The sequence below is a fragment of the Streptomyces sp. NPDC043680 genome (genome assembly GCF_056436685.1).
In genome coordinates, this window is sequence record NZ_JBWKCE010000027.1 from 36,219 (window position 1) to 61,049 (window position 24,831).

Consider the following 24,831-nt stretch of genomic DNA (forward strand, 5'->3'; position numbering starts at 1 on the left):
CGACCGCTCCCACCCGAAGAGGACTCGTCATGCAGGACTGGAACACCCCCGACCACAGGATCGCCGACACCGAGCACGGCACCCTGCTCTTCGCGGGCGACGTCCCGCTGGGCATCGCCGACTGGGAGTTCACCGAGAACGCCCCCGACCGCGACGGCCGCGTGTACGCCTCCCTGCGGGGCTGGCTCGTCAACGGCGGCGGCACCGGCCGCCTCGAGGACCCGTACACCGAGCCGATCGAGCCCGGCCGCGCCCGCCTGGTCCTCGCCGAGCTCCGCGGCCGCCACCCGCTGACCGACCTGGACGTCCACGTCGACTACCACTGCGTCGGCAAGCCGTACCCGAACACCTGGGACCACCGCGGCTGCCTGGTCACCGTCTCGTGGATGGACCGCCGCATCGACGCCGACGGCCGGCCGGTCGACGACGACGAGATCGGCCGCACCGAGTGGACCAACCCCGCCACCGGCCAGGTCTTCGACCTCACGCAGGCGTACGTCCCGGCGGGCGAGTGCTACTACGACGACCCCAAGCACCCGGCCTTCACCTGGCAGCACTTCGACCGGTGGAGCGGCGGCGTCCCGGTCCTCCACGCCTTCTACGGCGACCACACCACGCCCGCCCACGGGGCCAAGCGCATCACCGACGCCGAGTGGGTCCGCATCGCCGACGCCCCGAAGTTCTCCGAGCGCATGGCCACCTTCACCGCCGGCGCCTGACCTCCTCCGCAGCAGCGCGGCGTTCCTCCGTGCCGCCCCGGCCTCCGTGGCCGGGGCGGTCGCGGTGTTCCGCCACGACCAGCACGGAAGGAGATGGGCCGTCATGCCGATGCGCTACTTCGAGGTTGACGTCCCCATACGCCACACCACCAACCGCCAGCTGCACGGCGTCCACGTCTTCACCGGCGAGGCGTCGTCGACGAGCGAGGCCCTGCGCCGCGCGCACGAGGCGTACGACGCCGCGCTCGCCGCGCAGGCGGCCGGACTTGCCAACCCCGGCAAGCAGGTCGGGGGCTGGGGAGCGCGCGGGCTGCGGCCCGACTGGGCGCTCGACTGGTCCGCCGCGAAGGCCGGCCTCTGGCACAACCCCTACCGCTGATCCCGACGCCACCGGCCGGGACTCGGCTCTGCAGCCCTGCCCCGGGACGGACGACAAGGCGTCCAAACCAACCGACCGTCCCGGGTCCACCCCATCCCGCACATGCCGAGAGGGAGACCCCAAGTATGGACTCCGCCACGCGCGCTGGGCAGCGCGCCCTCATCATCACCACCCTCGCCGTCCCGGTCACCGGCTGGGCCGTCCACGCGCTCACGCTCCACCGGCGCCTGGCGGCAGAGCGCCGCGACCCGCTCACCGGCGCCCAGCGCCGCGCCGCGTTCGAGCGCCGCGCCCAGCGCCTGCTCGCCCGTCACCAGAAGGACTCCCTGCTCTGCCTGGTCGACCTCGACGACTTCAAGGGCCTGAACGACACCCACGGCCACGCCGCCGGTGACGCAGCCCTCGCCGCGACCGGCGAGCGCCTGGCCCACTGGGCCGGGCCGCACGGAGTCGTCGGCCGCCTGGGCGGAGACGAGTTCGCCGTCGTGACCCGCGTGGACACCCGGGCCGGTGACCACGCGATGGAGGAGCGCCTGGAGCAGCTGATGGGCGCGCTCCACGAGCCTGTGCACACCGAGGCCGGACCGCTCCCGGTCGCCGCCTCGGTCGGCACCGCCGTACCCGACTACCTCGGCATCCGCGCCCTGCCCGCCCTGCTGCGCGGCGCGGACGTCTCGATGTACCGGACCAAGCACTCCGGCCGCTACGGATGGGCGGAGATCGAGGACCTCCAGACGCCGACGGTCAACGGCCGCCGACAGGGACGCCCCGGCACCGCGCTGGAGCGCGCCGCATGACCGGGCTCGACGGCGGCGACTGGATCCGCGGCATCACGATCCGCCGGCCCTGGGCCGCCTGCATCCTCGCGGGGAAGACCACGGAGAACCGGCCCGCCCCCTGGCTTATGGATAGCTCAGCGGTGGTTCATAAGAGTTCCGCCCTCACGGAATCTGGTTCGGTCGTTGCCGCCACGCAACCAACCCTCAGCCGTTCGGCGAAGTGGCTGTCCACGTGGTTGAGAGCGCACTGTTTCCATGAGTACTTCCTCGCCAACACGAGGGATCTTTGGTCGGTTGCCCACAGGGGCTGGCCCTGCTGACAGATTGATCACCGGGCCGCTAAGTTTGCTGCCATGGTGGAGTGGGGGACACGTGTTGTGCGCGGCGGCTGCTGGTTCTCGTGGAAGAACCTGGACGACCTGGTGGCCATCTTTGAGGATGCGTTGCCCAGCGGTCAGATGACCGTCCGCTACTCGAAAACTTCCCGCACGGACAGGGACGATCTGGTCGTCAGCACAACCGAGAAGCGGGAGTGGACCGATCTCGCCTCGTTGCAAACGCACGTGGGCAGCGAACCAGTGATCACTGATCTTGAAGTTGAATGCACAGCCTCAACCGGCCCTCAGAAGATCATTTTCAAGATCGGTGGTGATCGCTTCGACAAGATCCTCGACTGGCCGCACCTGGCCGTCACCCGGATCGAAGGCGGATCTGAGGCGTGGGAGAACGGAGTGGCGCTCAGAGTGGGGGCCGTCTTCAACGAGGCTCGCTTCCTGGGGCGACGCCTAACCAAATGGATTGGCCGTCTGTCAGGACTCTGCCTGGTGATCGCGCTGTTTAGCCTGATCTACGAGCCATCCGGGACGCCGGGATTGGTGGGAGCCGGTGCGGGCCTGATGGCGTTCGTGCTCTTCCGTACTCACTACCAGCTGACCCGGTCCATGCTCATGAACCAGCCTCAGGGCATCCGGAAGTTCTTGGTGCAGCGCAGCAGTAACCATCCCAACGCCAGTGGGCCGACTCAGCGGGTTGTCGTGATCAGTGTTCTGGCCAGCGTCGCGGGCATCATCGCTACCATCGTTGCGCTGCTCGACTACTTCTTCCCGCGAGGCTGAGCAGTTCTTCTGGGCGTCAAGCCCATGTCAAGTGGATCTGCCCCCTGGCGCAGAGCCGCCAGGGGATCTCATCAATCATCAGGGCAACGGCTGTCCGCTGCGGAGCCTGCGGATCTCACCGTATGCGGTCTCCAGCTGTCGGGCGAGGTCGCTGTTCTCGGCACGTAGCTGTTTGATACGCCCGAGCGCAGCCTCCAGCCAGCCGTGACGGTCCCCGACGTCGGCCCGGCGCTGCAGCCCGAACTGCACCTCCAGGCGGACATTGGCGCCCGCGCTGGCCGCACCGCCCGCCGACGCCACCGACCCGTGGGCCAGCAACTACGCCGGCCCGATCGCCCGCTCCACCCTCGCCTGGTGCACCGCCGTCACGATGCTCGCCGACCAGAACGACACGGGCCATCTACCGCCAGGTCCTCGCCGCCGACGCTGGGACCGCTCAACTGATGCCTACATCTGACCAACAGTAAGAGGCCGGTACCTCACGCGATGCGTGAGGTACCGGCCTCTTGCTGTTTCGGGGCCGCATGAGAGAGGCGACGCTGTTGGTTGTCATGCCACGCCTACGGCTGCTTCAACATGACTCGACTGCGACGGCTGATAACGCCGTTATCACCGCCGCCCTCAACAGATGACGCGAGGCCTGTTCATGCGTTGCTGCGCTGTCCGCGGCGCCGAGCGCTGCCGACGACTCTGATAACGGCGTTATCAGCCGTCGCTGCCTTGTGCCTCGGACTCGCCTACCCGGCTGCCCAGGAGGGCTGCAGAGAGCCGCTCGAACAGGATCTTCTGCTGATCCGCATCCATCTTCTCCAGGATGAGGTCGGCGACGCCATGACCGTCGTGCCAGGGAACTCTCGGCAGCCGGCGCATGTCCACCAGGAGTGGCCCGGCATCCTGCTCGACAGCCACGTCGCTGATAACGGCGTTATCACTACCGTCTGTCGAGGGGGAGCTCGGGGCTGAGGCCAGCTTCGCACTGATAACGCCGTTATCAGTGCCAGCGCCGTTCTGACCGGTATCGGGGTCCGCCTGATCCGCACTGGCTGCGGGCGGGGGTCGGCGCTCCTTACGAGCTGCGGGCACCTCGACACGTCGTGCATCCGCCGCCGCGCGCTGCTCGCTGTGGCTGAGCTTGGCCAACCCTCGTACCTGCTCCACAGTGCGCCGACCCTCTACGAGGTCGGCTTGAAGGTCAGGAGCCAGCGCGAGAAGCGAGATCCGCTGGGATACGTACGGCTGAGTCAGGCCGAGCCGCTTGGCCACCTTGTGCTGAGAGCCGTAATGCTGCACGAGTCGCTGCAGCGCCTGGGCCTCTTCGAGCTCGGTGAGGTCTTCACGCTGGGCGTTCGCGACGAAGGCGGCCTCTAGGAGCGATTCGTCCGTGGCTGCGAAGGCATCGTTGACGGTGACTTTGAGCGTCGAGAAGCCAGCCTCGCGTGCTGCAGCCAGCCGACGGTGCCCGTCGACCACGACATACTGGGTGCCCGGTTCCAGGTCGCCCTGCCGGTCGGGCCGCCCCTTGAGGTAAGCGTCGACACTGGCCACGGTGATCGCCGTCACCTGGCCGACCTCCCTCAGGCTGCTCGCCAAGCCTTCGAGGTCCCCAAGGAGCTCACGAGGATTCTCCGGATTGGCGCTGACGAGTTCCAACGCCAGTTCGGACGGGACCGTCTGTCCCGACAGCCGTCGCTGCTGCTGCTCCTCCCACTCCCGCATCTCCCTCTCGCGGGGGTCCTCATCCGCAGACCCAGAGATGCCGTAGTGCGCAAGGATCTCGTTGCGCGAGGGACCGGCAGCCTGAGCGGCCCCTGCGTAGCGGGGGACAGAGTCCTTCTTGCTCACGCCGCCAGCTCCTTTGCCAAGCTCCGCAGCCCATTCGACAGGGAGCAGTCGGGTTCCCATTCGAGTAGCGGCGTCTGACGGTCCTGGGCGTCTCGCTGCTCTTTGAGGTCCGGGAAGACGGCGAGAACACCAGGAGCTGACCGCTCCTCCCACTCCTCACGCCTTATCTGCACGGAGGCGCCACGGCGGCTGTCGTAGGCGTTGATGACGAAGCCGACTTCGTCCACCTGGATGCGGGCGAGCTTCTCCAACTGCTGACGCTGCGCGTTGAAGAGGTCGTATGCCTCGAAGCTCGGCAGGTCCGCCCATACCGGCATCAGTACACCTGAGCGGTCCGCAAGCTCCCCTTCGCGGCGCTGCACGTAGTGCATGCCGATGTCCATCGCGAGGCCGAGGCTGGGAGGCCCATCGAGGATGACGATGTCGTAGTCCTTCTCGACCGGTTCCAACGCGCGCGCCAGGGACTCCTCACGGCCGGCCCGCATTGTGCTCATCACCGCGTCGAAGAGGAAGGCGTCATTGCATGCGGGCAGCAGGTGCAGGCGCTCTCCAAAGCGTTCCTGCGGGAGGGTCACGATGGAGCGGCGAATGTGTCGTGTCGCCTTCCCCAGCATGTGCTCCAGCAGACTGCCGCCACTGTCCATGGCGATGAGTTGTCCTCCCAGCCGACGCGTCAGGTGCCCTTGCGGGTCGTAGTCGACCAGGAGCACACGCAGCCCGAGCTCGGCGAGGGCCTGCGCCAGACCGCCGGCCAGGAACGTTTTGCCAACGCCGCCCTTCTGCAGAGCGACAAGGAGCCGCCGCAGTACACGCGGGCGAGGGGCGGGAGCCGGCTGGTCGCTGCTGATCCACAACGACAAGGCCTGAGCGATCCCCTGCACCTTGGTCAGCTCACGCTGCTCGCACTCGGTGTAGAACCGAGCCACGCCACCCGTGGGCAGCCACGTGCCCCAGGACTTCGCGTCCTTGACCTCTATGGCTGGAGCCTCCGGCGTCTGATACCAGAGGTCGAGCGCCTGGCTCGTCGCCTCGGAGATGTTCAGGCCACGCTGGGCGGAGACGCTGCGCAGGCGCATGCGCAGCTCTGCAGTGAGATTGACGTTTAGTTTTTCGTTCTCGGAGTCACTGGTTCCTGCGGTCATGAAGGCAACTTACCAGTGAGCCACCGTGTATGGTGCCTTCCAGGTGCCAGGTTCGTCCCCTTTTGTTGTTGCTGCAGACGCAAGAAGCCGCCATGCGCAGCGACATGACGGCGGCCGGAAGGGGTCTCCCAGTGCTGTCAGGGGCAGTGTGTAACCTCCCCGGTGATCGGTGACCGGAATGCGGAAGTAACACCGAACCGCCACGAAAGCCCCCCACTGCGCCGCACGATCGGCAAGCACACAGGCCGCGCGGACCGCGACGGCATGCTGCGCGCACTTCCGTGGGCAAGCGAGGTCCGCATCGCCGACGACGTCGCACTCGCCTTGCACGGCTGAACCGCTGGGCCCGGTGGGGCGAACCCCTGATGACCGCGCTGGGCCTTGAAGAGACAGGCCCACGGGTCGCCCTGTCTCGCACGGCTTGACCAGTCGCCTGACCGCGCTGAACTCACGCTGACTCTCGCGCCATCGACGGAAGGCGCGGCGCTGGGAGTGAGCCGGTGGCGGTCGAGAGTGAGGCGTGGCAGGGCCTCATACGTGGGCACGGCGAACTCCTCCAGGAAGCACGAAGCCCCCGGCCGGGGCCAGGGGCGGTGCTGGTCGTTCGTGTTGAAGGGCGTCGGTGACGTGGTGCACTCAGCGGCGGTGGCTGTAGGGGAGTTGTGCGTTGCTGTGCGCTCGATGACGGTGGAGTCGGTTGGAGCGCGATTCCGGAGTGGGTGGGGCTCGTGTGTTCCGGGCGCAGCATTCGCACGGCCGCAGTCAGCTCTCGTAGAGCCCGCGCATCACATCCCACAACTGCTGAGGCCGGGCGGCCTCGCAGCCAGCGCAGCGGTACCGGTAGAACCAGGTGCGGGCCAGTTGGTCCTGCTGACCCGAGGGACGCGTGCTACGGAACTCCGGTCGGAGAGGACTCGAGCACAGCGGGCAGAGGTCTGCGTACAGCGATTCGTCTTTCATGCGGGGGACTCTGCACACACCGCAGCACTACCGTCTCGGGCTGCCGCGCTTCCCGCCTGACGGGAGGCCAGGGGCAAGAGTTGGTGATAGTTGCCCGCCTGACGGGAAGCACCCCGGATCCCGCTTTTGCGCAGGTCAAGGCCCATGTTTCATGGCCCGATGCTCACAGGATGGCAGGTCGGGCCGAAGGGCTGGCCGTACTACTGCAACGGCGTGATGGTCGGTGACGGCCACCGCCGTGCGGGCACGTCGCTGCGCGCTGCCCAGGACGAAGCCGGCGTTCCGGCCGGGTTCTGGACGGGCCGGGGCCTGGCCGCGGTCGGACTGCTCGCCGGGGACACGGTGACCGAGCGGCAGGCCGCACTCCTCATCGGGGAAGGCCGCCACCCGGACTCCGACCGGATCGAGCACGACCGCCTGGCGGCGGGCGACGATCCGGAGAAGGCACGCCGTGCGACCGTGCTGGGCCGGCCCATCGAGCACAACCAGTCGCCCGCCACCGAGAAGGCCAAGGAGCGGACGCCCTGGCTGGCCATGGACCTGGTGTTCCGGGCACCGTCGACCGCGCAGATCGCGTGGGCGCTCTGCGACGACAAGCACCGGATAGTGCTGGAGCTGTGCCAGGACATCGCCCGGGACAAGACGCTGGCATGGCTGGAGGAGGCGGTGGCGGAGATCCGCTGGGGGAGCGGCGGCAAGCACAGCGCCCCGATCCTGGACGGGCTGATCGTCGCCGTGTTCCGGCACTACGAGTCCCGAGCCCGCCAATCACGGCCTCTCCTCCACGACCATGCGGTGGTGTCGATCCGGGCCCGGCGGCCGGACGGGAAGTGGGGGAACTGGTATCAGGACCGGATGCTGGCCCACATCGTGGCGGCCGGCACCCTGTACTCCCTCTACTTCATGGAAGAGGTCTCGGCCCGGCTCGGGTGGGCATGGGAGCCGCGCGAGGTGACCGCGGGCAAAAGACCGGTCATGGAGATCGCCGGGATCGACAGGCGGCTAATCGGCTGGCAGTCGACCCGCCGTCAGCAGATCGCGGACGCGCTGCCCGCCATCGTCGCCGAATACGAAGCAACCCAGGGGCACCCGCCAGGGGAGCGCGCCGCGTACGCGCTTACCCGGAAGGCCGCCGACCGGACCCGCCCGCCAAAGCGCAAGGACCCGCGATCCCTGACCGAGCTGCGCGCCGGCTGGCGGAAGTCGGCGATCCGGGCGTACGGCGCCGACGTCATCAACCGGCTGGCGGAGCGGGCCAGGGCGGCAGCCGCAGCCGTGTGGGCGCGAGTCCGGCCGGCCGTTGACGTCGCCCTGGCGGCCGTCGACGTCGCCGCCGTGGTGTACGTGATGCGCGGCGCGTTCAAGCGCCACCACCTACTCGCCGAAGCCCGCCGCCACCTCGCCTACGTCCTGCGCGGCCGACCCCACCAGCCCGGTCTGGACGAACAGATCGTCCAGACGGCCATCGACGCGTACACCCGCCCGGTCGGTCGGGGCCGGATGATGACCGCCGACCTGCGCGCCCTGTACCCCCGCGACACCGCGGACCAGGCCGTGCTGCGCCCCCTGACCCGCAGCCGGTCCGCCACCCCGTACCAGCGTGCACGTCTCGCGGCCGGCGCCCTGACCGCCCGGGTCCACGCCGTACGCCGCGCGGACCGCCTGAACTCCCGGACCCGGCCGCGCACCATCACCGTGCCGACCACCCCGAACCCGCGCCCGAGCTTGCGCCCGGGGCGGAGGGCCGGCCCGGACCTGGAACCGATGACGGACGTTGCCGCGGTGGAGCTGACCAGCCGGACGCTGAAGACCGCCGCCGCCGAGATGGCCGCCCGGCTCCAGGCCGGGATCCGAGAACGAGCCGCCGCCCGCCGCCCTGCACCACAGCCCGCCCCGGCGACGTCCCCGCCACCGCCCCCCCAGCAGTCTGTCCAGCCCGCGCCGGGCCGGACCACACCCACCGGAGGAATCGCATGACCACCACGCCGCCCGCGGACCCGAGGATCGAAGCCGTCGCCGCCCGGCTGAAGGAGGCCGCCCAGAAGCGCGCCGAGGCGTACGCACCGCCGACGGACTGGCAGCCGATCTGGAAGCGGCCCCGGAAGCCGAAGTCCATCAAGGCGAAGAAGGCGGAGCTGGCCAAGCAGCGCAAGCGGCTCAAGGCGGCCGGTGTCCGCCGGTTCTACGGCGCCCAGTCGCGCCGGCCCCGGCCCCGGCAGAACCGCATCGGCAGCGCCGCCGCCCGCCGCGACGCCCGCGCCCTGTCCCGGATGCGGCACTCGAACGCCTGGCTGTGGTGACGACGCCGGGCATCGTCCACCGTGTGGACCGCCCAATGCCGCCACTGAGTGGAGCCCATCGAGCGGACCCCACTCAGTGGCCTCCTCTCAGTGGCCTCCACCCAGTGGGCGCCCCCACTCAGTGGCCTCCACCGGGTGGAGTCCCCTGCGGCGCGCACCGATTGACGGTGGACTCCACTCTCGGACGCACCACGGTGGCCCGCCGCACCGAGTGCGCCACTCTCGCCCGCACCTGGTGCGCCGTAGCTGCCTCCCGCCCAGCACGAGCCGCCCCCTTGTCCAGGTTCGGCCGACCCCTTGACCGGGGTCGGCTCCACCCCTTGACCAGGTTGTTCACCCGCACGTTTCTCCTTGACACAGCAGGTTGCGGCCGCCGATCAGGGCCTGGTCAAGGGGGTGTGTGATAGGGACCCGCCAACGCGGAGGCGCACCTGGTGCGGTGCACGGTGGTGCGCATCATGGCCCGGTGCGGTGCGGTGCGGTGCGGTGCGGTGCGGTGCGGTGCGGTGCGGTGCGGTGAGCCCATCGGGTGGCCTCCACCCGATGGGCGCGGTGCGCACCACCGCCGTCCCGGTGCGGACTACACGATGGAGAGGCACACCAGGTGGGCACCGTTCGGTGCGGGGTGGGCATCGAGGGCCTGGCCCACTCCCACCGCCTCCAGCTGGCGCAGGACATCGGAAACGTCCTCGTGGTCCTGGGTGAGGACCTGGTGCACGAACTCGATGACGGCGTGGGCGATGCCCTCCGCTGCCTCGGGCCCGGTCTGCTCCCGGATGCGCAGGGATTTCACCAGGACGCGTCCGACGGCTTCCAGGGCGAAGGCCGCGTCGCACGGCTTGTCGCCGCCCAGGGGCCCGGCCAGGGAAGTGACGGGGACGACGATGCGCTCCACGATGTCGACGAGCAGCTCGGCGATCCGCGGCTCGGCGCCGGCGAACTCGCGGGCGGCTTCGACGTCACCGGCCTGGACGGCCCGCAGGTAGCTGAACGCGCTGATCGCCGCGTACGGGGCCATCGGGGCGAGCGGCAGACTGGTGGTCTCGGGCATGACGGCTCCTCACGTACGGGCCGCCGCGCGGATCGCGACGGCCCCAGGTCCCGAGACTCGGGGAGCGGCCCTGTGGACAGAGTCCGCGCACCGACGGTCACCCACCCCTTGTCCTGGTTCGGACGGCAGCGCGTTTCCCCTTGACCAGGCTCGCCAGGGGCGACAAACCGCCCATCCGGAGAGTGGAGAAATCTCCGTCCCGACACTCTGAGCGACGGCCGGGGAAACGCCGCTGCCGGGTTCGGCCACCGAGCCTTTCGGCCACCCCGCGCCAGAACCAGCCACCAGCCTCCAGGTTCTGCACCCGCGCGACACCATGAGATGCCCCCCACCCGACCAACCGCCTGCCGCACGGCACGCCGAAAGGGGCCACGCACCATATGAGCGACCCGTACGAGAGCTACGTGTTCGACCATTCCAGGGGCTGGATGAGCCTGGACATCTACTACGAGCCTGGCCTCAACGTCGCCACTCTCCACCACACCGGCCATATCTCCGTGAAGCAGGGTGACAGCCGCTACGCCGACACCTGGATCGACAGGCTTCAGGACTGCAAGCCCATCGCGCTGCACACGTTCCTCGTGGAGGACGAGAAGATCCCGGCTCTGTTCCAGCCGTGCGTCTATGACGACAGGGACAGCCCGTCCGCAGTCGGTGGCAGCGGTTGCCTGTGCCGAAAGTCCATGGCCGACCCGATCACCGGCCTGCCCGTCGTTCGCGAGCACTACCGCACCCGCAGCGGCAACATCGAGAGCTGGACCTACAAGACGATCACCAGCCGCGGCTTGCCCGAGGGACGGACCGTCCGCAGCCTGATCGTCGACAAGCACGAGTTCTGGATGAGGGACGACGAGTCCGAGCTCCACTTCCTGCCCCGCACCGACTCCTCCGGCTACGGCATCGGCTACGGCGGAGGCGGCCCCTACGCTCTCTGCCAGATGATCGAGCAGCTGGTCGAATCGGACGGCGCCAACTCCACCCCCGTCCGCTGGCGCGACAAGCCCAACGGGGCACTCCTCGCGTGGGCCCGCAACGATGAGATCAGCCACCAGGGCGAGTACACGATCAAGGAACTCCGCTCCCTGATCCGCTAACCCCACCACCGTCGCGGCCCCCGCCCTTGCGGCGTGGGCCGCCCGTACCGTTCCCGGTCCCCGACGCACGCGCCCACTGCCTCGTCGGGCACTACACCGACATCCACGACCTGCCGAATGTCACGGCTCGATAACAGACGTCACACCGTCGGCTTCCCCGGCACCTGTAGCAGGTGAATGGGGGACTCTGCCTGGAGTCCCTCGCCACTCGCGTGAGGAGCCTTGACGATGACGTATGCCAGCAGTGCCCGGCAGCCCGATCCGGAGCCGCGCCCGACCTGGTCAAGGGGTGTTCAGCGCCCTGCAGACGTCCCAGATTCCAGTGCCGCGTCCAGTGCCGTGAACGATTCCAACGTTGTGCCCATCACCGCAGCTCACACCACCCGTCAGGGGCCTGCCCGGCACGCTGACACCTCTCTCCCTACCCCTGAGACACCAGCGAAGGGGAAGAAGTCCACTCCCACGGCCAGGAAGGTACGGGCCGATGCGCTGCGGATGCTCGGGTGCGTACGGATAGCCACGGTCCGGCAGATGGCCCAGGTGATCACGGGGGAGGGGTCGGACGGCCGGTCGTACGTACGCAGAGCCATGGCGGAACTGGCGAAGCTGGGGCTGGCGGAGACGAACGGCAAGGACGGCAAGCACCAGATCTGGAACCTCACCCCGGCCGGGCAGAAGGCTCTGGCCGACGGCAACGAACTACCGGCACGACCGAAGGCCGGCACCGGAGCGAAGGCCGTACGCGCCGGGTTCGGCCCGCACGCCGTCGCGGTGACCGACACGATCCTCGCCTACACCGACACCGTCCTCGGTGGGCGCCGGGAGTACCTGACCGACTGGCAGGTGGAGGTCAACCACGCCATCAAGGAGACCGGCCTGTCCTTCAACACCGACGCCGTCCTCGCCGCGCCGACCAAGACCAGCGAGGTCCGCCTCTTCGAACTCGACAACGGCACCATGTCCCAGGCCCGCCTCACCAAGGAGGTCTGGGACTACGAGCGCTACGCCGGGCACCGCGTCTGGGAAGGCGCCCGCGGCACCATCGGCACCACGTACCCGTTCTGGCAGCGCCACCGCTACACCCGCTCCACCACCTTCCCGCGGCTGCACGTCGTCCTGGCCGGCAAGGCCGAGCACCTCCTCGACAACCGCCTCCAGGCGCTCACCGCCGCGGTGCAGGGCATCACCATCGCCGTGTGGGTGAACACCCTGCCTCGGCTCCAGCGCGGCGAGCCCTGGTACGAGATCGGTGTCGACGACCCGCACCGGCGCCGCTCCCGCTACCCCGAAGCGGTCGGCCGCTGACCGGTGCTGGGCAAGCCCAAGGGGAGCCTGGGCAAGCCACCCCCAACACCGGCTTGCCCACACCGGCCGGGGGTCGTCGGCAGGGCGGCATCGGTCACGGCCACCGCCGGCCTTCACGGCCAGGGCGCGCTGACCGATGACGCGTGACCGATGATCGGTCACCGCTCAGGCCGGGAGTTGCATGGACCGGTCACGGCGCTGACGTGCTGGTTGACCGATCGCGGGAGACGGATCGGTCACGACCGGCCTGCCGACCGGTTACGGATTCTGCTGGGCAAGCCCTCCGCGCCGAGGGCTTGCCCAGCGTCCGGTTCACGTGGCGGGACGGCTCCCTAAGTGGTCGACTCTCGAAATCCCTCGGGGGGTTGCCGCAGTGGTGGGTGCCGTGCCAGAGGCCGGGAGGATGCCTGGGCGGTGAGGCGGAGCTCGCATGTGTGGGCTAGGACCTCCTCGGTGGTGCGGGCGCGGGCAGTGGTTCGGGTGGGATCGGGGCACTGCGGGATGGGGTCCGTGCACCACTGGACAGATAATCTCTGCATAGATAATCTATGGACAGAACATCTAGCCGGGAGACCACTCATGTGGGAGTACGAGCACAGCATCGAGACCAGCGCCACCCCCGAGGCGATCTGGCGGCTCTGGGCCGACGTTGAGAACTGGGGCACGTGGAACGCCGAGATCGAGAAGATCGAGATGAGTGGCACGTTCGCGGCGGGCACGCAGATCACGATGACGCCGCCCGGGGACGACCCGGTACTGCTGCGCATCGCCGAGGCGGTCGAAGACGAACTGTTCGTCGACGAGGCCAGCTTCAACGGCCTGCTGCTGCGCACCACCCACCAGATCGACCGGATCGACCAAGACCGGATCCGGGTGGTGTACCGGATGGAGATCACCGGTACCGGCGCCGACGAGGTCGGCCCGCAGATCGGCCCGGGCATCACCGCCGACTGGCCCGACACGATGGCCGCGCTGACCGAACTGGCTCTGAGCTGATGCCCCTCAGCCCCGGCGACAGCCCCGGATTTCTGCTGTGGCATGCCACCCTGCGCTGGCAGCGTGACATCGCCGCAGCTCTGGCCCCGCTCGATCTCACCCATGTGCAGTTCGTGCTGCTCGCCTGCGCCTGGTGGCTCAACACCCAGGGCGAGCATCCCAACCAGCTGGCTCTCGCCCGCCAAGCCGGCACCGACGTCAAGATGACCTCCCAGGTACTACGCACCCTGGAACACAAAGGACTCATCGGGCGTGAAGTCGACCCGGCCGACACCCGCGCCAAACGACTGCGCGTCACCGGCGCCGGCGCCGACCTGGCCCCACGCGCGATTGCCGCCGTTGAGCGCGCCGACGCGCGGTTCTTCCAGCCGGTGCCCTTCGACGACGCGGTAGCCCTGCTCAGCCGCCTGGCTCATCCCGAATCCTGAAACGCCCTCACCGACAACCGCAGGCGGGCCCGGACGCCTGGCTCGCCGGGATCCCTGCGCATTGGGCCGACGCCTGAGGTGGCCCAGCGTTCTTCCAGCGCGGCCATGACGGCCCGGACGGTGTCCTCGTCCCCGCCCGTGATGTCTAGGACCACCAGGCCGGGTTCCGCGATGTGCTGCTCGTCGATCGGCTTCATGAGTCCTGCGACGGCGCTGGGACCGGACCGGTTCGCCGCCGGCCCCGGGTCCACCCGCACGAGGGAGCCGACTCAGGCCGCGGGCGTCGCACCGTCGGCTCTGTCGGGGTGCGGCCCCCATCGCGGCCCTGGTGGCCAGGGCCGCACCCCGTACGTCCGAACGTACTCCGGGGCCAAGGTCAACGTCGGGGCTCTTCGCTGGTGGCCGCGCTCTGCGGCCTCACCCGTTCGCGCCCGGCCAGGTGCCAGTGGGGTGCGACGGGAACAGGCTGGGCGCATGGTCGCGAAGCTGATCGTCTACCCGCCCGACGAGCAGGGCTGGCGCCGTGTGCGCTACGACGGGGTCGCCATCGGGGTCGCGCACCGGCCAGCCGACATCCGGGTCTTCCTCGCGGCCGCCGGGCTGGAGAACGCCGAGGACGTGGACCTCACCGATCCCGACTTCGTGGAGTGGCGAGGCGCCGGCCCGGAAGGCTGGGAGCCCTCCCGCTGATCCTCCGCGGGGGGTTGCACCGGAGGGCGGCTGGAGGGTTGTCTGCACGGTTGCACTAGGCGGGGGACCGAAGGTGTGACCGGGAGTGGGACCCCCCGAATCCGATGATCTTCCATTCGTGCAGGTCAGATGCCGTGGGCAAGCCCCTTTCGGAAAACGACACCTCTTTGTCCGCGTGCCGGACGAAGAGGTCTGTCCCGTGTCCGGGGCCGGCGGCGCCGCAGGGGTACACAGCGCTGGAGCCGGACGAACTGCAGCGCCTGGTCCTCGCCGCCGTCGCCCCCTACATCGACCGCGGCGTCTTCGCGAGCAGATCGCCCGCGAGGAACAGCAGCGCCGCTCGTTTCCGAGTTCTTCGACGGATGGGGCACGGTCAGCGGGGGCGCATTGGCCTGAGTCCTCAGTACGTTTCGAAGTCGGGTTCCCAGTCGGGGTCGGGCTCTTCACCGTCGTTGAGTACCTGGGCCTTGATGCCCGCGAGGTCGAGTTCCCACCTCGTGAGTGTGAGGCCGCACAGGCGGCAGCCGAAGTGCCGGGGGAGGAACCAGACGTCCAGGTAGTCGCCCAGTTTGTCCCGGCCGCTCGCGAAGCCGGTGTGGCCACATGCGGGGCATACGGCTGGTACGGACAGCAGCCCCGGAGCGGCTGTAGGCAGTGCGGAAAGACTGCTGACGAGTTCTGCGATCTCGGCCTCGGACAGGCTCCGTGTGGTCTGGGTGAAGCGCTCGCGGGCCTGCCGGAGCTTCGCCTGGTACCGGATCTCCATCTCGTTGTTGGCCTGGTCCACCAGCGCGGTGCAGGCTTCGAAGTGCGTGCCCCAGAAGCTGGCCGGCTCGGTCGATAGCGGCTTCAGCAGGGCGTTGATGTGCTCGATGCCGGCGGCCAGGAGTGCGCGGCATTCGGTCACGGGCTGGCCCCATCCCATATGGGTGATGCCGTTGCGGGACTCCCGCAGTTCCTTGAGCTTGGCGGGCGCCTTGTACTCGGGGCCGAGGAGCTTGGCTGCCCGGAGGATGGCCCCCTCGCCGCCGATGGTCTTCAGCCCAGCGCGGCCCTCCTTCGTCTTGTCTTCGTTCCCGCTCAGGACCAGGAGGTCGTCCACGCTCGGCTGCCTCTCCGACGCGAGAAGCACGGGAGCGATCGACGCCAGGTATGCCTTGGACGCGTGCTCCACCGCGACCGCCATGTGATGCACGGAGAAGTCCTGGTCGATGGGCTCTTCCAGGTACGCGTCGACAGCCGTGCGCGCCCACTTCCGGGCCGATATCAGCAGGTGCTCGTGGATTGATTCGTGCGACATGCGCATCAAGGTAGAGGGCCAGGTGCGGGTGCACCGCGAATTTGGCAGGGCAGGACGAAGAGGCAGTGGAATCGAGGCCGGGCGTCGCTCATCATCAGGGGATGGGGGAACAGATGGACCTGGCGCTGTTGCGGAGGCTGATCGACCGCGTGCTGGCCACGCTGTACACGCGCTACGGGCTCAAGGAGCTTCCGGACTTGTGCCGCCGCCTCGGTCTTCCCCCACCCGATGAGGGGAACACCAAGCACGAGCGCCTGGTCGCCAGCCTGAACGCCTGCCCCGACGACCGCCTGCCGGATGTCGCCGACGCCGTTCTTGAGCAGGAGCAGCTGGGCCAGGCCGAGAGGATGGCGCTGCAGGACGTTCTGTGGCTCGGCCGCCACCACGTACAGATCCCGAGCCGGACCCGGCGCGAGTTCGCCAGGGACTTCGACCTCTCCGACCACCTCGGCTACCCGGACCGCTTCATGGCACTGCTGGGCCGCATGTGGCACCTGGACAACGACCCGATGAGCGGATGGGTCACCTCCACCAGAAGTCTCCGCGATCAGATCAACCGCCACGTCTTCAGGAACCCGGGCGACTGGTCGACCGAGGAGTTCTTCGAACAGCTCGGCGCCTTCGAAGCCCCTCATCCGCGCTTCGGTGTCTTCCTGGAGGGGCTGGCCTCCGCCGCCGTCCTTCCCGACGAGCCGGCACAGCGCCGCTTCGTCGAGCTCGCCAACCGGCACCTGCAACCGGCGGGCGCCGTCCTGAGCCAGGACGGAGAGGACGACGGCTACCCCCAGTTCCATCTGGCCCCACACGGCCGCGGCACCGCGCGCCGGCCGCGCAACCTCATCTTCGCCACCCTGGGCAAGCCCGACATCCGCTTCACCAGCGCCCTCGACAACGACATTGAGGTCGCCCAACGCGACGACAAGGTATTGGTCTACGACCGCCCCGTCGGCAAGGAGGGACTGCTCTGGCGGGACCTCCTGTCCTGGTGGCAGGAAACCCGAGGTATCGCTGATCAGGAGCAGGCGGCGAGGGCGCTCTACAACCGCATGAAGGACTCCCTGCCCGAAGAATCCCCAGGGCAGAAGAACCTCTTCTGGTACTACCACCAGGCCAACTGGGACCGCCTGAGCGGTCTGCCCGCCCTGCTGCCAGAGATCTGGCTGCACTGGGATCCCAAGACCCTCCGCGAACGGGGTGCGCACGCCATGAAGAACCTGCGGATGGACTTTCTCATGCTGCTCCCGGGCACCCGGCGAGTGGTGCTGGAAGTCGACGGCATGCAGCACTTCACCCGAAACAGTGGCACCGAGCCTGACAGCTCGAAGTACGCCGCGACCATGGCCGGCGACCGCGACCTGAAGTTCCGCGGCTACGAGGTCTTCCGCTTTGGCCACGACGAACTCCGCGACCGGAACCGCGCCCAGCCCCTGCTTGCCGACTTCTTCGCCACACTCCTCGACCGCTCACCCACCGGTCCATCCCAAGCGCCGCTGGAAGCTCAAGGCTGACAGCCGCTCCAACGTCCTGGTCACGGCGCCGCCGATGGCCAGCGGGGGCGTCGGGCTCGGGCTTCACCAGCGTGACGCGGAGCTGGACAACTCCAGCGCCTGGTCCTGGCCGCCGTCGCCCCGTACATCGACCGCGACGTCCTCGCCCGGCAGATTGCCCGGGAGGAACAGCAACGCCGCGCCCTGGAGGACCTCGCCGGCCGGTGGCGCGCGGCGGGCGGTGAGCAGTCCTAGGCGGTGGCCTGCGCGGGTGGCGCAGCAACGGCCTGGAGGATCAGTGGCTCCTGATGGTGCCGCGGACGAGGGCGTAGGGCATGACGCAGAAGGCGCCGAGGTTGATGGCGACGATCAGGGTGAGGAACAGCCAGTAGGAGAAGCCGTGGCCGTTGGAGGAGGCGAGGAGCCACCCGTACGTGAGGGTGGTGAGGATGCCGGTGAGGGCGATGCCAGCCGCCCAGCCCGTCTTGCTTAGCCCGAAGCCGAGGCCGATGTAGGCCCAGAACAGGGCGGGGCCGGCGATGGCCGCGATGGCTAGGAACACCGGGAAGTCGATGTCCCGGCCGCTCATGTAGTCCGTGAGCTCAGGTACCGAGATGAAGGTCATTAAGCCCATGTAGGCGACGGTGATGATGACGAGGACGGTGGTGAGCACGCGCGCGGCGCGGGTGGCGGGAGGGGTGTTCGCGGCGTCGGTCATGAGGCGGTGGGCTCTTTCTCCTACGGCGGGCAGGGCAGTCGGCCCCGCTCCGATGTAGCGGAGGGGGACCACAGGGGTGCGTGCTTCCCGGCAAGGCTCCCCGGGGCCGGTGATGAACAAGCCACTCGAAGCGGTGACGCGGCACCGGCGACTGCAACGCACCCGCTCGGACGTGCAACACCCGCTCTGCAACGCGTGAGCACGTTGCACCCCTGACCTGCGAGAACACCGGGCAGAGCCGATCTGGGGCCCGCGTTGCAGCTCCGTGTTGCACCACCGTCCGGTGCCGGGAGGGCCAGACGAAGGCCCCGGGGGTCACGACGCCCCGGAGCCTCCACTTCGCTGACCTCCCCGCTCAACGACGAGCTGGGCAACCTGTCACGCCCACTATCGTGCTGCCTTATGTCAGGGGGCATCTCTACCCTGGCGTGATGGCACGGTCTGAGTTCAAGTTCGCCTACCTCCAGCCGCTGTTCGCGGACGTGGAGCGACTGCGTGGAGAAGGTGCCTACCGGCAGCTGCCGGCACCGCAGCCGTCGAGCAGCCTCGCGACGGACGATGCACCGCTGGGCATGTACTCCGCGTCCACGCTCATCCGGAACTCCTACAGCGCGGGGGTCGCCCACGCCGATGCGCTGCGCAGGCTCGTGCACGCCGGAGAAGTAGACCCGCAGAGCCCGTGGACCCTGATGCGGGGCGCCCTGGAGAACTTCGCCACAGCCGTCTGGATCCTGGGCGGCAACGATCGCACCGAGCGCCGCCGACGCACCTTGGCCCTGTGGCGGGAGGACATGCGCAACCGGGCCCAGCACGAGGACGACACGGACCACCAGCCAGGCACCGGTGGCAAGACCGGCCGCGAGCGCCGCCAGGACATAGCCGACCTCGCCCTGTCTCTCGGCATTCCCACCGCCTCACTCAGCAAGCCAGAGGCGGGGAAGGTAATCGGGGAAGCCGCCGAAGACGCCGGATTGAAAGCCCGAGAGGTCACCGCCGCCTGGCGCGCGGCGTCAGGGTTCGCCCACGGCCGGTACTGGCCCAACCTCCGGGCATCCATGCCCATCGACGCCGTGCGCAGCGGCCCCGACCACTACCTGATGGCCCTGGTCATCGACGAGGACCAGCACCGCCCGCTGACACGGCACACCAGGACGCTGCTCCACCGACTGCACGACAGGTACCAGGTCAGGGCCGCAGCCCACTGACCACGCAGCGGAGCCCATCAGGCGCCGGTGACTCGGGGCGCTTTCGCGCACAGTGCTCGGTCACGCCCAGTCGACGCCCAGCTGCGCGAGGGCGGCGAGCTGGTCTGCGGTGAGTTTGTCGCGGCGGCTCTTGGTGTTGGAGACCCACACGCCCAGTTTCACGACCATCGACTCCGCCTCGCCGTCGACTGCGATCTCTTCGCCGTGGGCCCTCGGGACCGGCCGGTCCGCGCCTTCCCGTTCGACCCACTGCGTGAGGGCTGCCAGGCCGCGCTGGAACGCCTGTTGCGCCTTGCTCGGCCCCTTCGCCGTACGGCGGGCGGCCGGGGCCGGAGGCGGCGCCTGGGCGGGTTCCACGCCCAGTGCGGTCAATCGCTTCTGCTGTTCGGGCAGGAGCCGGATCCAGGTGGCCGGCTGTTTCTGCTGCCGGAGCCACTTGCCGATGTCGTCGCCGTCCATGAGTACACCGGGCTGGATGTCGGGCAGCACCCCACCGGGTTCGTCCTCGGCGAGGTCGGCGAGGTGGCGGTAGTGGCGTTGCCAGTCCAGCGGCCAGGGGCAGTTCCAGTCCTGGTCGATCGCCGTCAGCTGCGCCGCGCGTTCCGCGGCGCGGTCCGGGTCTTTGCCGAGGCCGTTCTTGGTGCCCTTGCGCCGGAGGTTGGCCATGTGCTGTCCGATGGGCGCCATCTCGTCGTCTTCGCCCCACATGGCGTCCTGTCGGGGTGCGAGGTGGCCGGTGGCCTTCCGGTAGGACCGGAGCGCGGCGAGCTTGGCCTCCCACGCCTCTTCGCCGGGTTCCCACACCATCCCGGCCTCCGGCGCGTCCAGCAGCTCCTTGCGCCGCTCCTCCAGCTCGCCGGCCCGCAGCGCCTTGCGCTGCTGGTGGACCCACCGGCCGAGGGGGAAGTCCTTGGTGACGCCGACCTCGACCTCAACGTCGTACGGGACGGCGTAGAGGCCGGTGATCTCGTTCTCCCTGCGCCAGCGGAGCAGGGCCTGGTACCCCTCCAGCCACACCAGTGACTCGGGTCGGTAGACGCGGGTGCGCAGGAACGCGGCGATGGTGGCGGGGTCGCGGGGGCTGGAGAAGTGCAGCAGCGCCGACTCTGCGGCCGCGTCGGTGTCGTCCTCCTGGTCCTCGCCCTCGCCGCCGGCCCCGACGATCCGCCCGTCTTCGTCGCGCCGGAGGTGGACCGTGCGCTTTCCGCTGGTGAGGGCGCGGGAGGCGAGTTGCTCGACCAGGCGCTCATCATGGGAGCGGAGGCCTTGGAGGACGGCTACGAGGGGCTTGTAGCTGGCGGAGGCGACCATGTCGGTGGGGTCCTCGTTCGGCTCCAGGAAGATGGGCACGATGATGCGGGCAACCTCAAGGCCGCCGAGGCGGCCGGGCCGCTGACCAGCAAGCTCGGCAGCTACCTGCGGCCTGCTGTTCTCGTGGTCGACGAGGTGGGCTACCAGCCCCTCGAACGCGCGGAGGCCAACCTGGTCTTCCAGGTGATCTCCAAGCGGTATGAAAAGGGCTCGATCATCCTGACCTCGAACAAGACCTTCAGCGAATGGGGACAGGTGTTCGGCGACGAGGTCCTGGCCACCGCCATCCTCGACCGCCTCCTGCACCACTGCGACGTGATCTCCATCAACGGCCCCAGCTACCGGCTCAAGAACCGGCTCGCTGCCATCGAGCGAGACCAGGACAACGCAGCCTGACAACGACGTGGCCGACAATGAGCGCATGGACGTCCCTGAGCTGCTCGAATCGGCTTCCCTGCTGGTTCCGGAAGAGACCGCCACCGAGAACGACATCACGGTGCGAGACATCTGGGACTACCTCGTCCACGACGAGTGGGAGATCGCCCTGGGCCTGCTGGAGGAGCTCGGGGACGGTCATCCGCTTCCTCTCATATTCTGGGAAAAGCTAGCCGACGCGGCTGAACAGCTCCGCCTTGAGCGGAGCTCGGCCTGGTGCCACTGGCGGTGCTCCGAGATCCGCAACGGCGTGATCCGGGCGGACCTGACGCTCCGTCCTGCCGCCGAGGCGCGACGCACGACGCCAATCGCTGGCCACGGTGTTCTGCGGCCCATGTGGGACATCGGACACCTCTCACCCGCCGGTGAACGCGCGGTCAACATCGCCCGGCTCTGGGTTGAGGACATGACTTCTCTGGAGCCCGGCGGGCGAGCCACGGTTCGCCTCGTGCCCCTCACCCCCTCGCAGTGGAAGCACGTCCAGCCCGGCCAGCTGATCACCATGCACGAGGACCGATCCGTGGCCGGCACCGCAGTCATTCGGGAGGTTCACCGCCCTGCCCCCGCCATGCCCGCCGGATGACATCGACTGATCGCAGGGCCCTTGCTGGTGCACATACCTCTGTACTTGGTGGAGCACTCATAGAAGTACGCCGACAGGGGCCGCCGAAGCGACCACCATCGCTGGTTGGCTCGCAGGATGTCGTCGGCGAAGTGGTCGATGAACCGGAGGGCCCAGCCGATGAGGGCGCCGAGGACCGGTTCGGGGATCCGGGGGGTGGCATTCTCCCGTTGGCGCCCCTTTCGGCTGTCGCTCCAGCCGTTGTCGCGGAATTGCGCACGCTACAAATACCGACCCTTCACCAGTGCCGCAGAGACACCACCGAGGCGATCATCGGCGCGATCACGGGCACCCTGGCCCGCCCGCAGCTCCTCCTCCTCGGCCGCTACGACCGGGACGGCCGACTGCGCGCGGTCGGCCGCACGGTACCCCTACGCCCCGATGTGGCCCGGCAGGTTGCCGAGCACCTGACCGCGGCCCGTCCCGGGCACCCTGGACCGGGGTCACGTTCGCCTCGGCGTGGGGGAGCCGTGACGTCCTGGACCACGCTGGTGCGCCCGGAGCTGGTGGCGGAATTCCGCGCGGATCGGGCCGTTGACCAGGGCGTTTTCGGCACCCGCTGCGGTTTCAGCGGATCCGTCTGGATGTGGCCGTGGACGACGTCCCGTCCTTCGGGCAGGGGGCGGCCGCGGCGGTCGGCTGACGAGCCGCCGCGTCCTGGCGAACGCGTTCTTCCGGGCCCGGCACACCGATGGGGGCCGTCCCTTCCAGAGGGGGCGGCCGCGAGTGGCAAGGGTGCGCCGGTGGTGGGGGGCTACCTCGGCTGTCGGGGGTGGGGGGTGTTCAGGGTGAGCATGAGGGATACGGCCATGGTGGTGGATGGGGCTTTGAGGGGGGGCCTGGTTGAGGCGTCGGCGTTCGGTGGCGGTGAGCGCCACGGCGATGCAGGTGGTCTGGCCGGGCAGGGTGAGGGGGTTGGCGGCGCAGATGGTTTGGTCGGAGTACTCGGTGAGGTCGTATTGGACGGGGGTGAGGTCGAGGGAGCGGAAGGGGTTGTCGGGGTTGGTGATGGTGTGCGGGGTCAGGGGTTCGGGCTGGTGGCGGGAGAGGTGGTCCAGGCGGGCTGCGCGGTCGAGTTGGGCGAGGGTGGCTTTGCCGACGGCGCTGGCGTGGGCGCTTTCGCGGAAGTCGACCAGTGCGGGTAGCGGAACGCAACTGTGCTCCGGACGTGTCACCGGAATCCGTTGTCCGGTTTGTTGCTGCGGCCACGTACCGAAGCGATAGGGCTAATCACCGGATCCTGGTGTCCTGAAGGCCGGTGTGGGTGTCACACATTGAGAAAGGTTCATATCCAAAGCTGAGAGCAGAGATCGAATTCATGAAGCTGAACGACGAGCGCGAGCCTCTGGTAACCGAGGGACTGGTCCAGCGCTCCGAGCCAGGAGTCGAGGGTTCGTGGTACATCAAAGACTCGGCCTGGTACGACGTGTACAAGTTGGTTATCAACCAACCCAGCCCCGACGGTAAGTTCACCGGAAAGGCCGTCGTCCGCGTCTTCGGTCTCGACCACACTTGGAATCTGACAGGGAACTGGTACGGAAGTTCGATCAAGAATCTCATTTCCTTCAAGATCTACTGGGCCGACTCTACTTACCGCTACTTTGCAGGGCAGTGGCGGCCAGAGCCCGCCGGGTGGACGGGCACTTGGACCGGGGAGACTGCCGCTGATCAAGGGACGTGGAACGCCTGGTAACGGCCCATAGCAGCGCATGACGCGCCCGCGCCGTAGCGGGGCTCCGCGCTATGAGGGCGCTGCACCTTGCCTCAGGCGGTGGGAAGGCGCATGCCGAGCCGGCTGCCGAGGGCTCGGGCGGTGGCGCGTACCTCCTCGCCGGTCTCGCCTTCGGCGACGGCGGTGAAGAGGGCCAAGGCCAGCTGGTCGTCGCGGTGGCTGAGCATCGGTAGCCGTGCGGGTGCGGTGTCGGTGCCGAGTTCTTCAGCCACGATGTCGGTGTAGAGGTCGTCGAGCCTCACGCGGGGCCCAACGGCGTGGCCGGTGACCGGGGTACGGCGCGCTGTCGGTGAGGCGGCGGGGTCTCGTCTCTCCCGAGGGGCGGTCCCTGCCGTCTTTGGCCGGTGGGACCGCGGCCGTCTCCTCGTGCGCGTGACGGGTTCTGTGAACCGGTTCACCTTCATCATGAAGGTGCTCACATGCCGTCACTACCGAGGGCGGTATGTCTTTCGTCGGGCGCACTCGGTTGGAGGCTCCCGTACGGACCCTAACGGGCAATCGGGCCGCTGTGAGCGCTCACGGGTCTTCACCAGTCCGGTATCAGGCGGCCCCGCCCGCCCGAGGGCCACTCGCCGCTCGGCTACGCGGACGCTGGCAAGGGCACGCTGCGCTGGTCCCGAAATCGGATCCGTCCTCGCCGTTCGACGTTAAATGGTGGAATTTTCACCGGTCGAGCATCGTCGGCTGCTCCGTGAGATGATCGAAATGATCCTAGGCCAATATGGGTGAGCGTGGTGTTGACTGATCGGCAGTCGAATCGGGCGCCGTCTTAAAAGAGAAGGGCTCAAAAGTGCAACCACAACTCACATTCGACGAGATGCGCGGATACCTCGAATGCAGGCCTGACGTGACCCGGACGTACCAGGTGCCGAGAGGGTCTATCTCCAGGCTCGGGTGCGACGAGGCAGCTGGTATGCGAGAGATGGACGAGGCCGAGATACTGAAGCTGGCCGAGTATCTAGACGTACAAGCCAAGGACCTTAGGGGCCCCCTGAAGGTCGTTGACGTTCGGTGCCCCTCCTGCTCACACCGCCTGTCCTTCCTCGACTTTGCCAAAACAGCGGTCGAATCGGGGGCACACGGGAAGGAAGACCTACGTCAGGTCCTATCCGGCAAGAGTGGTGAGTGGATCACCATTCGCGGTCGGGACGGAGGCCGCCCGGTCAGCTGCGCGCAGTGCGGCAACGGCGTTCCACGCCCGACGGCTGGCTGTTATTCGGA

General features: G+C 68.7%; 24 protein-coding genes and 2 pseudogenes. 16 read left to right on the top strand and 10 right to left on the bottom strand.

What is annotated here, in order from left to right; translation table 11 throughout:
* The first annotated feature begins 29 nt into the window (after positions 1–29).
* The 4 genes from AC0666_RS32105 (at position 30) to AC0666_RS32120 (ending at position 2,992) form a co-directional block, all read left to right on the top strand.
* A complete protein-coding gene (locus tag AC0666_RS32105; protein WP_478708922.1) occupies positions 30–719 on the top strand; it encodes a hypothetical protein in 690 nt (229 codons plus the stop codon).
* A 103-nt stretch (positions 720–822) separates the two neighbouring features.
* On the top strand, positions 823–1,098 hold the full coding sequence (locus AC0666_RS32110; protein ID WP_468587126.1) for a hypothetical protein: 276 nt from the start codon (positions 823–825) through the stop codon (positions 1,096–1,098).
* A gap of 125 nt (positions 1,099–1,223) precedes the next feature.
* The gene (locus AC0666_RS32115) at positions 1,224–1,895 is read left to right on the top strand and encodes a GGDEF domain-containing protein (RefSeq protein WP_468587128.1); all 672 of its coding nucleotides are present in this window, start codon (positions 1,224–1,226) and stop codon (positions 1,893–1,895) included.
* Positions 1,896–2,230: 335 nt separating this feature from the next.
* Positions 2,231–2,992 (top strand): hypothetical protein, encoded by a 762-nt coding sequence (locus AC0666_RS32120; RefSeq protein WP_468587132.1) that lies wholly within the window; start codon positions 2,231–2,233, stop codon positions 2,990–2,992.
* 78 nt (positions 2,993–3,070) lie between these two features.
* On the opposite strand, the gene AC0666_RS32125 is transcribed toward AC0666_RS32120, so the two are convergent.
* The 3 genes from AC0666_RS32125 to AC0666_RS32135 form a co-directional block, all read right to left on the bottom strand.
* Positions 3,071–3,310: a hypothetical protein gene (locus AC0666_RS32125; RefSeq protein ID WP_478708923.1), complete on the bottom strand. Its 240-nt coding sequence runs from the start codon at positions 3,308–3,310 to the stop codon at positions 3,071–3,073.
* A 387-nt stretch (positions 3,311–3,697) separates the two neighbouring features.
* Entirely contained in the window at positions 3,698–4,834 is a 1,137-nt protein-coding gene (locus tag AC0666_RS32130; protein WP_478708924.1) for a ParB/RepB/Spo0J family partition protein, read from the bottom strand.
* Positions 4,831–5,976, bottom strand: coding sequence for a ParA family protein (locus AC0666_RS32135; protein WP_478708925.1), 1,146 nt, complete (start codon positions 5,974–5,976; stop codon positions 4,831–4,833). The genes AC0666_RS32130 and AC0666_RS32135 overlap by 4 nt, the downstream gene beginning before the upstream one ends.
* 1,119 nt (positions 5,977–7,095) lie before the next feature.
* Between AC0666_RS32135 and mobF the strand changes: the two genes are divergently transcribed.
* Positions 7,096–8,913: a MobF family relaxase gene (mobF, locus tag AC0666_RS32140; protein WP_478708926.1), complete on the top strand. Its 1,818-nt coding sequence runs from the start codon at positions 7,096–7,098 to the stop codon at positions 8,911–8,913.
* Complete coding sequence (locus AC0666_RS32145) at positions 8,910–9,236, top strand: hypothetical protein (protein ID WP_400753207.1); 327 nt, start codon at positions 8,910–8,912, stop codon at positions 9,234–9,236. Before mobF ends, AC0666_RS32145 begins: the two co-directional genes overlap by 4 nt.
* 580 nt (positions 9,237–9,816) lie before the next feature.
* Here the strand turns inward: AC0666_RS32145 and AC0666_RS32150 are convergent.
* On the bottom strand, positions 9,817–10,287 hold the full coding sequence (locus AC0666_RS32150) for a hypothetical protein (RefSeq protein ID WP_478708927.1): 471 nt from the start codon (positions 10,285–10,287) through the stop codon (positions 9,817–9,819).
* A 380-nt stretch (positions 10,288–10,667) separates the two neighbouring features.
* Between AC0666_RS32150 and AC0666_RS32155 the strand changes: the two genes are divergently transcribed.
* The 4 genes from AC0666_RS32155 to AC0666_RS32170 all read left to right on the top strand — a co-directional run bounded on the left by AC0666_RS32155 (position 10,668) and on the right by AC0666_RS32170 (position 14,110).
* Positions 10,668–11,381 (top strand): hypothetical protein, encoded by a 714-nt coding sequence (locus AC0666_RS32155; RefSeq protein WP_362881778.1) that lies wholly within the window; start codon positions 10,668–10,670, stop codon positions 11,379–11,381.
* 495 nt (positions 11,382–11,876) lie between these two features.
* Positions 11,877–12,686, top strand: a complete 810-nt coding sequence (locus AC0666_RS32160) for a replication-relaxation family protein (RefSeq protein ID WP_478708928.1) — start codon at positions 11,877–11,879, stop codon at positions 12,684–12,686.
* Between the two features lie 579 nt (positions 12,687–13,265).
* Positions 13,266–13,682, top strand: coding sequence for an SRPBCC family protein (locus AC0666_RS32165; protein ID WP_478708929.1), 417 nt, complete (start codon positions 13,266–13,268; stop codon positions 13,680–13,682).
* Complete coding sequence (locus AC0666_RS32170) at positions 13,682–14,110, top strand: MarR family winged helix-turn-helix transcriptional regulator (RefSeq protein WP_401193609.1); 429 nt, start codon at positions 13,682–13,684, stop codon at positions 14,108–14,110. The genes AC0666_RS32165 and AC0666_RS32170 overlap by 1 nt, the downstream gene beginning before the upstream one ends.
* On the opposite strand, the gene AC0666_RS32175 is transcribed toward AC0666_RS32170, so the two are convergent.
* Complete coding sequence (locus AC0666_RS32175) at positions 14,095–14,307, bottom strand: DUF6207 family protein (protein ID WP_478708930.1); 213 nt, start codon at positions 14,305–14,307, stop codon at positions 14,095–14,097. The two genes, AC0666_RS32170 and AC0666_RS32175, sit on opposite strands and share 16 nt — an antisense overlap.
* A gap of 277 nt (positions 14,308–14,584) precedes the next feature.
* On the opposite strand from AC0666_RS32175, the gene AC0666_RS32180 reads away from it, so the two are divergent.
* A complete protein-coding gene (locus tag AC0666_RS32180; RefSeq protein ID WP_478708931.1) occupies positions 14,585–14,800 on the top strand; it encodes a hypothetical protein in 216 nt (71 codons plus the stop codon).
* A 400-nt stretch (positions 14,801–15,200) separates the two neighbouring features.
* Here AC0666_RS32180 and AC0666_RS32185 read toward each other — a convergent pair whose 3' ends face one another.
* Positions 15,201–16,100 (bottom strand): hypothetical protein, encoded by a 900-nt coding sequence (locus AC0666_RS32185; protein WP_478708932.1) that lies wholly within the window; start codon positions 16,098–16,100, stop codon positions 15,201–15,203.
* A gap of 101 nt (positions 16,101–16,201) precedes the next feature.
* On the opposite strand from AC0666_RS32185, the gene AC0666_RS32190 reads away from it, so the two are divergent.
* Entirely contained in the window at positions 16,202–17,608 is a 1,407-nt protein-coding gene (locus tag AC0666_RS32190) for an AbiJ-related protein (RefSeq protein WP_478708933.1), read from the top strand.
* A gap of 274 nt (positions 17,609–17,882) precedes the next feature.
* Here the strand turns inward: AC0666_RS32190 and AC0666_RS32195 are convergent, their stop codons facing one another.
* Entirely contained in the window at positions 17,883–18,305 is a 423-nt protein-coding gene (locus AC0666_RS32195) for a hypothetical protein (RefSeq protein WP_478708934.1), read from the bottom strand.
* 431 nt (positions 18,306–18,736) lie between these two features.
* Here AC0666_RS32195 and AC0666_RS32200 point away from each other — a divergent pair, with 431 nt between their 5' ends.
* Positions 18,737–19,510 carry a hypothetical protein gene (locus AC0666_RS32200; RefSeq protein ID WP_478708935.1) on the top strand — a complete coding sequence of 258 codons (774 nt, stop codon included), beginning with the start codon at positions 18,737–18,739 and terminating at the stop codon, positions 19,508–19,510.
* 60 nt (positions 19,511–19,570) lie between these two features.
* Here the strand turns inward: AC0666_RS32200 and AC0666_RS32205 are convergent.
* Positions 19,571–20,881 (bottom strand): annotated as a pseudogene (locus AC0666_RS32205) (helicase associated domain-containing protein); the annotation flags it as partial.
* Between AC0666_RS32205 and AC0666_RS32210 the strand changes: the two are divergent.
* A pseudogene (locus AC0666_RS32210) lies at positions 20,861–21,217 on the top strand (ATP-binding protein); the annotation flags it as partial. The pseudogenes AC0666_RS32205 and AC0666_RS32210 sit on opposite strands and share 21 nt — an antisense overlap.
* Positions 21,218–21,242: 25 nt before the next feature.
* Positions 21,243–21,839: a hypothetical protein gene (locus AC0666_RS32215; protein WP_478708936.1), complete on the top strand. Its 597-nt coding sequence runs from the start codon at positions 21,243–21,245 to the stop codon at positions 21,837–21,839.
* A 482-nt stretch (positions 21,840–22,321) separates the two neighbouring features.
* Here AC0666_RS32215 and AC0666_RS32220 read toward each other — a convergent pair whose 3' ends face one another.
* Positions 22,322–23,053, bottom strand: a complete 732-nt coding sequence (locus AC0666_RS32220) for an IclR family transcriptional regulator domain-containing protein (RefSeq protein ID WP_478708937.1) — start codon at positions 23,051–23,053, stop codon at positions 22,322–22,324.
* 143 nt (positions 23,054–23,196) lie between these two features.
* On the opposite strand from AC0666_RS32220, the gene AC0666_RS32225 reads away from it, so the two are divergent.
* Entirely contained in the window at positions 23,197–23,571 is a 375-nt protein-coding gene (locus AC0666_RS32225; RefSeq protein WP_478708938.1) for a hypothetical protein, read from the top strand.
* Positions 23,572–23,642: 71 nt separating this feature from the next.
* Here the strand turns inward: AC0666_RS32225 and AC0666_RS32230 are convergent, their stop codons facing one another.
* Positions 23,643–23,852, bottom strand: coding sequence for a hypothetical protein (locus tag AC0666_RS32230; protein ID WP_478708939.1), 210 nt, complete (start codon positions 23,850–23,852; stop codon positions 23,643–23,645).
* Positions 23,853–24,831: the final 979 nt, after the last annotated feature.

What these genes read in the sequence shown, in the direction of transcription:
- AC0666_RS32105 (WP_478708922.1), top strand. Translation starts at nt 30, where the DNA reads ATGCAGGACTGGAACACCCCCGACCACAGGATCGCCGACACCGAGCAC.
- AC0666_RS32110 (WP_468587126.1), top strand. Translation starts at nt 823, where the DNA reads ATGCCGATGCGCTACTTCGAGGTTGACGTCCCCATACGCCACACCACC.
- AC0666_RS32115 (WP_468587128.1), top strand. Translation starts at nt 1,224, where the DNA reads ATGGACTCCGCCACGCGCGCTGGGCAGCGCGCCCTCATCATCACCACC.
- AC0666_RS32120 (WP_468587132.1), top strand. Translation starts at nt 2,231, where the DNA reads ATGGTGGAGTGGGGGACACGTGTTGTGCGCGGCGGCTGCTGGTTCTCG.
- AC0666_RS32135 (WP_478708925.1), bottom strand. Translation starts at nt 5,976, where the DNA reads ATGACCGCAGGAACCAGTGACTCCGAGAACGAAAAACTAAACGTCAAT.
- mobF (WP_478708926.1), top strand. Translation starts at nt 7,096, where the DNA reads ATGCTCACAGGATGGCAGGTCGGGCCGAAGGGCTGGCCGTACTACTGC.
- AC0666_RS32145 (WP_400753207.1), top strand. Translation starts at nt 8,910, where the DNA reads ATGACCACCACGCCGCCCGCGGACCCGAGGATCGAAGCCGTCGCCGCC.
- AC0666_RS32150 (WP_478708927.1), bottom strand. Translation starts at nt 10,287, where the DNA reads ATGCCCGAGACCACCAGTCTGCCGCTCGCCCCGATGGCCCCGTACGCG.
- AC0666_RS32155 (WP_362881778.1), top strand. Translation starts at nt 10,668, where the DNA reads ATGAGCGACCCGTACGAGAGCTACGTGTTCGACCATTCCAGGGGCTGG.
- AC0666_RS32160 (WP_478708928.1), top strand. Translation starts at nt 11,877, where the DNA reads ATGCTCGGGTGCGTACGGATAGCCACGGTCCGGCAGATGGCCCAGGTG.
- AC0666_RS32165 (WP_478708929.1), top strand. Translation starts at nt 13,266, where the DNA reads ATGTGGGAGTACGAGCACAGCATCGAGACCAGCGCCACCCCCGAGGCG.
- AC0666_RS32170 (WP_401193609.1), top strand. Translation starts at nt 13,682, where the DNA reads ATGCCCCTCAGCCCCGGCGACAGCCCCGGATTTCTGCTGTGGCATGCC.
- AC0666_RS32175 (WP_478708930.1), bottom strand. Translation starts at nt 14,307, where the DNA reads ATGAAGCCGATCGACGAGCAGCACATCGCGGAACCCGGCCTGGTGGTC.
- AC0666_RS32180 (WP_478708931.1), top strand. Translation starts at nt 14,585, where the DNA reads ATGGTCGCGAAGCTGATCGTCTACCCGCCCGACGAGCAGGGCTGGCGC.
- AC0666_RS32185 (WP_478708932.1), bottom strand. Translation starts at nt 16,100, where the DNA reads ATGTCGCACGAATCAATCCACGAGCACCTGCTGATATCGGCCCGGAAG.
- AC0666_RS32190 (WP_478708933.1), top strand. Translation starts at nt 16,202, where the DNA reads ATGGGGGAACAGATGGACCTGGCGCTGTTGCGGAGGCTGATCGACCGC.
- AC0666_RS32195 (WP_478708934.1), bottom strand. Translation starts at nt 18,305, where the DNA reads ATGACCGACGCCGCGAACACCCCTCCCGCCACCCGCGCCGCGCGCGTG.
- AC0666_RS32200 (WP_478708935.1), top strand. Translation starts at nt 18,737, where the DNA reads ATGGCACGGTCTGAGTTCAAGTTCGCCTACCTCCAGCCGCTGTTCGCG.
- AC0666_RS32215 (WP_478708936.1), top strand. Translation starts at nt 21,243, where the DNA reads ATGGACGTCCCTGAGCTGCTCGAATCGGCTTCCCTGCTGGTTCCGGAA.
- AC0666_RS32225 (WP_478708938.1), top strand. Translation starts at nt 23,197, where the DNA reads ATGAAGCTGAACGACGAGCGCGAGCCTCTGGTAACCGAGGGACTGGTC.